10 protein-coding genes are annotated in these 9,002 nt (G+C 57.7%); 6 read left to right on the top strand and 4 right to left on the bottom strand.

Annotated elements, in window-relative coordinates; genetic code table 11:
• Both Q0M35_RS15220 and Q0M35_RS15215 read left to right on the top strand, forming a co-directional pair.
• Positions 1-384: hypothetical protein (locus tag Q0M35_RS15220; protein ID WP_295316793.1), on the top strand; the 384-nt coding region annotated here is incomplete at its 5' end.
• A gap of 583 nt (positions 385-967) precedes the next feature.
• On the top strand, positions 968-1,150 hold the full coding sequence (locus tag Q0M35_RS15215) for a hypothetical protein (RefSeq protein WP_295316791.1): 183 nt from the start codon (positions 968-970) through the stop codon (positions 1,148-1,150).
• A gap of 438 nt (positions 1,151-1,588) precedes the next feature.
• Here Q0M35_RS15215 and Q0M35_RS15210 read toward each other — a convergent pair whose 3' ends face one another.
• From Q0M35_RS15210 to Q0M35_RS15195, 4 genes are read right to left on the bottom strand one after another with little or no spacing between them, the layout of a single operon-like run.
• A complete protein-coding gene (locus tag Q0M35_RS15210; RefSeq protein WP_366519671.1) occupies positions 1,589-2,311 on the bottom strand; it encodes an amino acid ABC transporter ATP-binding protein in 723 nt (240 codons plus the stop codon).
• A 33-nt stretch (positions 2,312-2,344) separates the two neighbouring features.
• Positions 2,345-3,181 (bottom strand): amino acid ABC transporter permease, encoded by an 837-nt coding sequence (locus tag Q0M35_RS15205; RefSeq protein WP_295316787.1) that lies wholly within the window; start codon positions 3,179-3,181, stop codon positions 2,345-2,347.
• A complete protein-coding gene (locus Q0M35_RS15200) occupies positions 3,181-3,924 on the bottom strand; it encodes an amino acid ABC transporter permease (protein ID WP_295316785.1) in 744 nt (247 codons plus the stop codon). Before Q0M35_RS15200 ends, Q0M35_RS15205 begins: the two co-directional genes overlap by 1 nt.
• 58 nt (positions 3,925-3,982) lie before the next feature.
• Positions 3,983-4,789: a transporter substrate-binding domain-containing protein gene (locus Q0M35_RS15195; protein WP_295316783.1), complete on the bottom strand. Its 807-nt coding sequence runs from the start codon at positions 4,787-4,789 to the stop codon at positions 3,983-3,985.
• A 614-nt stretch (positions 4,790-5,403) separates the two neighbouring features.
• On the opposite strand from Q0M35_RS15195, the gene Q0M35_RS15190 reads away from it, so the two are divergent.
• The 4 genes from Q0M35_RS15190 to Q0M35_RS15175 form a co-directional block, all read left to right on the top strand.
• The gene (locus tag Q0M35_RS15190; protein ID WP_295316781.1) at positions 5,404-6,384 is read left to right on the top strand and encodes a sialic acid TRAP transporter substrate-binding protein SiaP; all 981 of its coding nucleotides are present in this window, start codon (positions 5,404-5,406) and stop codon (positions 6,382-6,384) included.
• Positions 6,385-6,451: 67 nt separating this feature from the next.
• Entirely contained in the window at positions 6,452-7,021 is a 570-nt protein-coding gene (locus tag Q0M35_RS15185; protein ID WP_295316779.1) for a TRAP transporter small permease, read from the top strand.
• 12 nt (positions 7,022-7,033) lie between these two features.
• A complete protein-coding gene (locus Q0M35_RS15180; RefSeq protein WP_295316776.1) occupies positions 7,034-8,314 on the top strand; it encodes a TRAP transporter large permease in 1,281 nt (426 codons plus the stop codon).
• A 7-nt stretch (positions 8,315-8,321) separates the two neighbouring features.
• A partial coding sequence (locus Q0M35_RS15175; RefSeq protein ID WP_295316774.1) for an Ldh family oxidoreductase occupies positions 8,322-9,002 on the top strand: 681 nt, incomplete at its 3' end.

Here is a 9,002-nt window from a genome sequence, read left to right as displayed (position 1 = left end):
CTGGAGGCGCCACAGTTTTACACGCGCGAGCGCCTGGTCGATGACCGCTTCACACAGGCCAACTGGTTGCGCAGCCAGCTGGAACGCACCGGGCGGGAAGGGTGCGTCGACAGCTTTTCCAGACACTCCGCCGCGTCAGAGGAGATCCAGCATCTTGCCCTGACGCTCAGGGCCGCCGGGATCGCTGCACCAAAAGCTCAAAGCGAAGGCCGGGCGCAGGCCAACGCCCCTGCGCCCGGTGACGTGCTGCTGGACCGTCCGGAGGATTTCGAGCGCCAGAGCGCACTGGAAAACCCGACCGATCCGAAGGAAGATCCGGCGCTTGACTGGTTCATGCGCACGCCGCCGCCGGGGCCGGGCCGGACACCGGGGCAGGCGGGGTAAATCAGGAGGACAAGCTCTGTCCGACCGTGATGATCACCGGTACCGACCCTGAGGGCCGCACCAGGCCGATGGACATCGAAGCCCGCGCCTTTGAAGCTGTGGATTTGACGCAAGAGCAGCCCTGCCATCCGGAGCGGGCAGGTGAGGCTGTGACTGGCGGGGGCGGCGAACAGCCCGACCGCAGGGCGGTTACGCAGCGTCGGTGGAAGCCCGCGCCGGGCCGCCGGTTGCGGCGCGCGGCACGAGCGGCTGCTGTGCGGCAAGGGCAGTTTTCATGGTTGGTTCAGACCCGGCAAAACAAGCAGGACGCTTTTCGCTTTCCTGCAGCACGGAGCCGTTTCACCGTTCTCAGAAACCGGGGAGCAGATTTGATTTTCCGCGCCCGGAAATATATACTTCATCGGCGGTAATGAAGGATGATCTCTCCTGCGACAGGACCGCAGGCAGAGGAGAAGTCTGCTTCTTTTTGTCACCTGACGACCCGGGAACGTCTGCGTGACGCCGCACAGGATCACGCCGCGTGCCGATGAGGTTCACGGCTGCGCCTGACCGGCGCCTGCCTGCACTATCAAAGGAGAAAAACATGGATGTCATCAAAACCACGGAGATTGCCGGCGCTTTGTATCGCGCGCACGGCGACAAAGCAGAGTTTGAAGCGGCTCAGCGCGAGAACCGTTTCAGGAAGGCCGGAAATGAGGATGAGGCCGGAAACTGGCGCGCGATCCGCGAACGGATCCGGCGTATGCGGGGTGCAAACCAGAGCTGAAGGCAAGGACTGGTCTCTGCATTGGACCAGACCAGGATCGTCGTTCAGCCGGGCGTTTAACGCAACCGGTCGCATTCGTCGTTAAACTCCACAAAGCCATTCCGGATCTGCGCCGCAAATCAGTCGCAGCTTTGCCGGACGCCTTTCTGAAGCGGTGTTTCGGCGGTCTGTCTGATGCGCCGCGCGCGATGCCGCTGCCGGCCCCGAAGACGCACTCCCCCGCATACCCGGTTTTTCGCTGAGAAAATTTTTCGATGTCCGGTTGCCGGGATTTTCAAACATAAATTTTCAATCGCAACGTCCGGCGGGTACCGGGCAGACAGGATGCAGCATCTTCAACATCAGTATGATATTGCTCAGTCGAACCTTCGGGGCAGCCGGGCGGACCGGCAAAAGAAGATGCCCACGCGACTGAACAGCACTGCGGAATTTCAAATCCTATAAAATCTGGCTCAGGAACTCTTTTGTCCTGGGATCCTGCGCATTCGTAAAGAACGTGGCGGGCGGGCCATGTTCCACGATCACACCCCGGTCTGTGAAATAGATGTGATCCGCGACCTCCCGGGCAAAGGCCATTTCATGTGTCACCAGAATACACGTCATGCCTTCTTCGGCGAGTTCTTTAATTGTCTGCAAAACCTCGCCAACCGTTTCCGGATCAAGCGCGGCCGTCACTTCGTCAAACAAGATCACATCGGGCTGCATCGCCAAAGAGCGCGCGATGGCCACGCGCTGTTGCTGGCCGCCCGACAACTCACCGGGAAAGGCGTCTTCCTTGCCTTCGAGCCGTACCTTTTTGATGAGCGCGCGTGCGGTCGCTTCCGCTTTGGCCTTGTCTTGTTTGAGCACCCTCACAGGGGCCATCATCACGTTCTGCAAAGCTGTTTTATGGGGGAACAGATTATACTGCTGAAAAACCATCCCGACTTTTTTGCGCAGCTCCAGCTTGTCCAGCTTCGGGTCATTCACCTCCAGCCCCTCGACGAGGATCGAGCCCTGCTGAATGTCGTTGAGTGCATTCACACAACGGATCAGTGTCGACTTTCCGGATCCTGACGGCCCGATGATACAGATCACATCGCCCTTCATTACATCCAGCGATACGCCGTTCAGAACTTTCAGGTCACCAAAGGATTTGTGCACGTCCTTCAGAGAAACCATGGGGTCGGCGGGTGTCCAGCTCATGTCGTCTCCTCAACCGATGACAGCAAATTTCTTTTCCAGCCGCACTGTGAAACGCGCGATCGGGTAGCAGTAGACGAAGAACAGCAACAGAACGAAACCGTAAAACGGGGCCAGTAACTCGGGTCGGCCGCCTTCCGACGCGAGGGCCTGCCCGGTCAGTGTCATGACTTCTGACACACCGACAATCGACGCCAGCACCGTTGCCATGGTCAGGATCGAGTAAAGGTTCATCCATGGCGGCAGCATCCGCTTCACGCACTGCGGAAGGATGATCAGCCAGAGTGTCTGCAGGCGCGTATAGGCGAGGCTCTCTGCGGCCTCCCACTGCCCGCTGGGCAGGGAATTCACAGCACCCCGCACGATTTCCGACACATTGGCCATGACCGGCAGCGACAGACCAAGAATGGCCTTGAGCCAGTCGGGGAAAGGTATTTTCAGCCCGAACAGGTCAATTTCAAACGGCAGCAGGAACATCGCAAAGAACAAGAGCACAAGCCAGGGCGCGTTACGGAAAAACTGCGTGACAAACCATGACCCGCCCCGTACCGCCGGGATAAGCGAAATTTGCCCGAGCCCGAGCATTGCGCCTACAACAGTGCCCAGTGCCATGGCGCTGACCGAGATAACCAGGTTGAAGATAAACCCCTTCAGCAGCAGCGGCGCCCAGTTCATCAGAACTGCCAGCGGGCTGAGGACCCCTTCGTCCGACTGTGCAAAGGCCAGCGAGGGACCAAATATGGCCAGCAGGGCAAGAGGCAGGATATGCCAAGCCCTGAGGCCGCAAAAAGGTTCAGGTTCCGGTTTGCTCACCGGCAGCATAACGGGCAGATCGGTCTTGCAGTTCATTACCCGTACCCCGGAATTTTCATCGCCCGCTCCCAGCGGTTCATTGCACCGACCAGCACGCCGACGAGCACGAAGTAGGCCAGCAGCAAAAAGATCATCATCTCGGTGACGTTCACATTGTCTGACCAGATCTGATTGGCCTCATAAAGCATCTCGGGCACTGCAATGGCATAGGCAAGCGTCGTGGTCTTGACCAGGTTGACCAGATTGTTGTTCAGCGCCGGCAGAACGACCCGGAAGGCCAGTGGCAGTGTGATGTCCCGGTAAATCTGCAGCTTGGAAAAGCCCAGTGCCTCGGCGGCTTCTACGGTCGATCTGGGCACCGCCTCGATCCCGGAGCGAAAAATCTCCACATTGAAGGCACCCGCAAAGAACGAAAGCGAGATCGCCGCCCAGGCAAAACTGCCCAGGATCGGCGACTGACCGCCCCAGTCGTTTTCTACTCTCGGAAGCAGCGTCCCGATTGCGAAGTAAAAAAAATAAAGTTGCACCAAAGGCGGTGTGTTCCGGAAGAGCTGGATATAACCGTTCACGATACGGCGGGTCCATTTGAAGCCGGAGCCCTGCAGCCAGGCGCCGATCACACCGATGATCACCGAAAAAAACAGGCAGACAAGTGACAGCCGGATTGTCGTCAGAAAGCCGTCCACCATCCGGTTTCTGTCGTATTCATCATAGAGAAAGGGGAGGTTTATTCCGGTTTCCTGATACAGGACGCGAAACCAGTCAAAGATTAAGTCCACATCCGCTGCCCCCGGAAAGCGGCCGGAGGGCGGGGATCAGTCCCCGCCCCGGCATTTATTACTTGTATTCTTCGTGCATCGCCTTGGCGAAGGGAGTGTTCTCCACGCCCCATTTTGTCTCGAGCTCAAGAATGCGGCCGGTTTTATGCCAGTCGACAATCATATCGCTCATCATCTGCGCAAAGTTTTCTTCACCCAGTGCAACAGCCAGGCCCCAGGGCGCGTCGTCAATTGTCTGAAGTGGCATCTCATAATCCGCCCATTCCGGATCGTTGGTTTTGGCCACGATCGCGCTGTCGTCATAAACGAAAGCCGCACAATTGCCTGCCTTCAAAGCAGAATAAGCCTCCGCCGTGCCTTTGAACGCCACAATCTCGGCACCAAAGTTCTGCGATGTGGCCTTGTTGTAGAAAGCCCCCTGAATACCGCATACAGGCTTGCCGCGCAGATCTTCCCATTCGGTCAGTCCGAGGCTTTTGAGCGCGAGAATATTCGTGCCTGAGGAATAGTAATTAGGATCCGGGATCAGAACCACTTCGCGGCGGTCAGGCCGGTCAGTCATGGTGGCAATCATCAGATCGATTTTGCCCTGTTCCAGAAATTGCATCCGGTTTGAGCTGACAACCGGCACGTATTCCACGTCCACACCCAGTTTGTCCGCAACATCCCTGGCAAGATCAGGTTCAATACCGATGACAGCGCCTGACGGATCCAGAAATCCATAAGGTTTGTAGTCAGCTTTCACGCCGACAATCAGCGTGCCGCGTTCCTTAATCGTTTCGAGTACGTCAGCCATGGCAGTCGTGAAGCTGAGCGCAGAAACCACGAGTGACGCTGCAATCGTGATCAGATGCTTTCTTCTCATTTGATTTCCCCTGTTTGTTCGTCCGGTTCAAAGCCAGACAGTGTGCAGTTCTGCGTATGTGAGCCTCACGTTAACCGATTACCGGACCGAAACAAATTGAATCGGTCCGCGGCATCTTTGAATGCCGGTTTTCTTTTCGGACCCTGCCTGAAAGATGAACACTCCGCCGGCGCATATACAATCTGCGGAAAACACGGTCAGAAGCCCGTCGGACTTCGCGGTACCTGCCACGCATGGCGGCGTATTTCGGGGCAGTGTACAAATACCCCCTGAACGGCTGGAATCGTCGTGTTGTTGCACACACGAGCGAGGAGATTTCGATCCGGCGGCACCGGCCTCAGAGCCTGCGTCCGGCCCGTCTGAAAGCATGTCGATCCCCGGACGGAAAATCAGTGCCGGGTTCCGGGGTTTCCTTTCTTTCCGGCGCAGTAGGGTTCCGGCGGACTGGTCATGAGGCCGGAGACCGGTTGACCGTCAGGCGCGCTGCCCGGCGGCGTCAGATCATAAAAAGCAAATCTCTCATCCGGCTTGCCTAATCTCTCATAATGCACAAGGCTGTACACAGAACGCGGCAGCTTTGATGGCATCGCCGCGTCAACATAGGGAGAAGAAAATTGAACAATAAGAAAATGCTTTTCGCCACCGTATCAGCCATCGCCGCACTCGGGCTTTTGCCTGCCATGGCATCTGCTGAAACCAAACTGAAATGGGCGCATGTCTATGAATCCAGCGAACCATATCACACCTGCGCTGTGGCCGCGAACGACCTGCTGATGGAGGCCACGGAAGGCCGGTATGGGATCGAAGTATTTCCCGCGTCGTCCCTGGGCAAAGAAGTCGACATCAACGAAGGCCTGGGCTTCGGGACGGTCGACATCATTTACACCGGTCAGTTGTTTGCCGGCCGCTCCTACGGGTCAATCGCGATCGGCGGCGCGCCGTTCATGTTCCGCGACTGGGATCACTGGGACAAATTCCGCAATTCCGACCTCTTTGGTGAGTTGTCGCAGGGGTACACAGATGCCACCGGCCACCATATCACGGCGATGACATACTATGGTGCGCGCCATGTCACATCCAACAAGCCGATTATGACACCGGCCGATATGGACGGGTTGAAAATCCGCGTCCCGAATGCCCCGCTCTATATGATGTTCCCCGAAGCTACGGGCGCCAACCCGGCACCTATAGCTTTTGCCGAAGTTTATCTGGCGCTGCAGCAGGGCACGGTCGATGCTCAGGAAAATCCTCTGCCGACGATCCAGGCCAAAAAGTTCTACGAGGTACAGACCAACATCAACCTGACCGGGCACATCACGGATGCTCTGCTAACGATCGTTGGCGGGCCCGCCTGGGATGCGATGGAGGCCGCGGATCAGGCCGCCCTGGCTGAGGTGACCAAAGAGACCGCTGTCTGCGCCACGGATGCAATCATCAAAGCCGAAGGCGAACTGGCCGAATGGTTCCGCGGTGAAGGTGTGCAGGTAAACGAAGTGGACCGCGCGCCGTTCATCGATGCGGTAAAGGCGATGCATAACGGCGAAATGGCCACCTGGGATCAGGCGACATACGACCGTTTGCAGGCAATCAAGTAAACCGGCCTTTTATACTTTTGCAGGCGGGCCGCGAGCCCGCCTGCACTCTTATTTCTGAGGATACGCCATGAGCAGGCAAAACCAGTCTGACCAGACTGCGACGGCACCGATCACTCTCGAAGAAGATAAGATTGATCTTTCCGATCAGCGCTGGGACGACGCACTGGTTCTGATCATTTTCTGGGTTCTGGCCTTCATTGTCTTTCTTCAGTTTTTTACGAGATATATCTTAAACGACTCCATCGCCTGGACAGAAGAAATCGCCCGGTTTCTGCTGATTGGCGTTACGTTTATCGGGTCGGTCATGGCGACCCGAAAGCAGAGCCATATCGCGGTTGAATTCATTTACCGATGGATCCCGCGCACCGGGCGGCGCATTGCCCAGACTGTGATTGATTTGCTGACGACCGGCTTTTTCATCATGCTCGGCGTCTTCAGTGCGCAGATAGCAGGGCGCACAGGACAGATGATGGTGTCCCTGGATATTCCGAAATCGACGGTTTACTGGATCGTTGCCGCTGCATTTTTCTGTATGGCGCTCTGTTCCGGCTGGAACATGTGGCGCCACCTGCGCAGCGGTACCAGCAAACTGATTGACCCTGAGTTACATGCGGACCAGATCCGCGCCATCGATTAGGAGCAGGCCACAGTGGATATTATCTGGCTTTTTGTGATGCTGGCCGGTCTTCTGGTTTTCGGCATGCCGGTGGCGGTTGCTCTGGCCGCGTCATCGGCGATTTTCATTGTGTTCAATGGCTCGCCCCCGCCGATGGTAGTGGCCCACCGGATGATCAACGGCGTGGACAGTTTCCCTCTGCTGGCTGTTCCGTTTTTCATTCTGGCCGGCAACCTGATGAACACAGCCGGCATTACGGAACGCATTTTCAACTTCGCCCTGGCGCTCGTCGGCTGGATGAAAGGGGGCCTTGGTCATGTGAATGTCGGGGCATCCGTGATTTTTGCCGGAATGTCCGGTGCTGCGGTCGCGGACGCAGGTGGCCTTGGCGCTATAGAGATCAAGGCGATGCGGGATGCAAAATACGATGCAAAATTCGCCGTGGGCATCACGGCGGCATCTTCCACCATCGGGCCGATTATTCCGCCATCTCTGCCAATGGTGATCTACGGCGTCGTCGCGGGGGCCAGTATCGGGCAGTTGTTTGTCGCGGGGTTCATCCCCGGACTGATGATGGCGGGAGCCTTGATGATCATGATTGCTGTTATGGCCCGGCGCAAAGGGTTCGGGCGCGATCAGGCATTTTACTGGTCGGTCCTGTGGTCCACATTCCAGCGGGCTTTTCTGTCGCTTCTGACCCCTGTCATCATCGTGGGCGGCATTCTCTCCGGAGCATTCACCCCGACGGAGGCTGCTGTGGCGGCCTGCGCCTGGGCACTTTTTCTGGGGCTTGTCGTGTACCGCACCCTGTCGCTGCCCCGGTTCCTGCGTGTCAGTTTTGATACGATCGAAACAACGGCTGTGGTCCTGCTGGTGGTGGGGGCTGCTGCGATTTTTGCCTGGATCCTCACATCCAACCGCGTGCCGGAACAGTTTGCTGCCGGCCTGCTCGCGATTTCCGACCGTCCCTGGGTAATTCTGCTGCTGATAAACCTGATCCTGCTGGCCGTCGGTTGTTTCATGGAGACTGTGGCGGCGATCACCATCATGGTTCCCGTGCTGCTTCCCATTGCAGTGACTTTGGGTATCGATCCGGTGCATTTTGGCGTGATCATGGTTCTGAACCTGATGCTGGGACTTCTGACGCCTCCGGTGGGTATGGTGCTGTACGTTCTTGCAAGGGTTGCAAAGATACCTTTCGAACAATGCGTCGTCGGTACAGCACCCTTTCTGATTCCACTGGTGGCCGTCCTGTTACTGGTGACCTTCATTCCGGGCATCACGATGTGGTTGCCGACACTTATCTACCGCTAGGAAAGAGATGGCAAAACCTGTTCAGGTTGATGACTTAGCCCGGTTCTGCCGCGAAGTTCTGACTGCCATCGGGGCGGATCCAGAAACCGCCCGTGACTGCACCGGTTCAATGCTTCACGGGTCTGTCCACGGTGTTGACAGCCACGGGGTGCGCCTGCTGGGCCATTATACCAGGGCTCTGCAGGGCGGCCGCCTGAACAAATCACCGAAGCTTCTCTTCACCCGAACACGGGCCGGTTCGGGCATGCTGGATGGCGACAATGCCCAGGGCGCACGCGCGACCTATGCCGCGACGGATCACGCCTGTGATCTGGCGTCAGAAGCGGGGATCGGCGCGGTGGGCATTACCCGGTCATCGCATTTCGGACCTGCGGGTGCCTATGCGATGCGCGCCGCTGAACGGGGCATGCTGGCCCTCGTCACCTGCAACAGTGACAGTTTCGTGCGCCTGCACGACGGGGCAGAGCGGTTCCACGGGACGAACCCGTTGTCCATCGCCTGTCCTGCACCGGGAAATCCATGGCTTCTGGATATGGCCACCAGTGCTGTGCCCTTCAACCGCGTGGAGCTCTACCGGTCGACGGGGACCGACCTGCCGGAAGGCGTTGCTTCTGACAGCGCAGGTGCAGATACGCAGGATCCGCACCTGGCTGAAATGCTGGCGCCTCTGGGAGGTATGTTCGGATTT

Origin of the sequence: Roseobacter sp., from assembly GCF_024639605.1 — a bacterium.
Lineage (GTDB): Bacteria > Pseudomonadota > Alphaproteobacteria > Rhodobacterales > Rhodobacteraceae > Roseobacter.
This window is presented reverse-complemented; position numbering and strand designations above follow the sequence as displayed.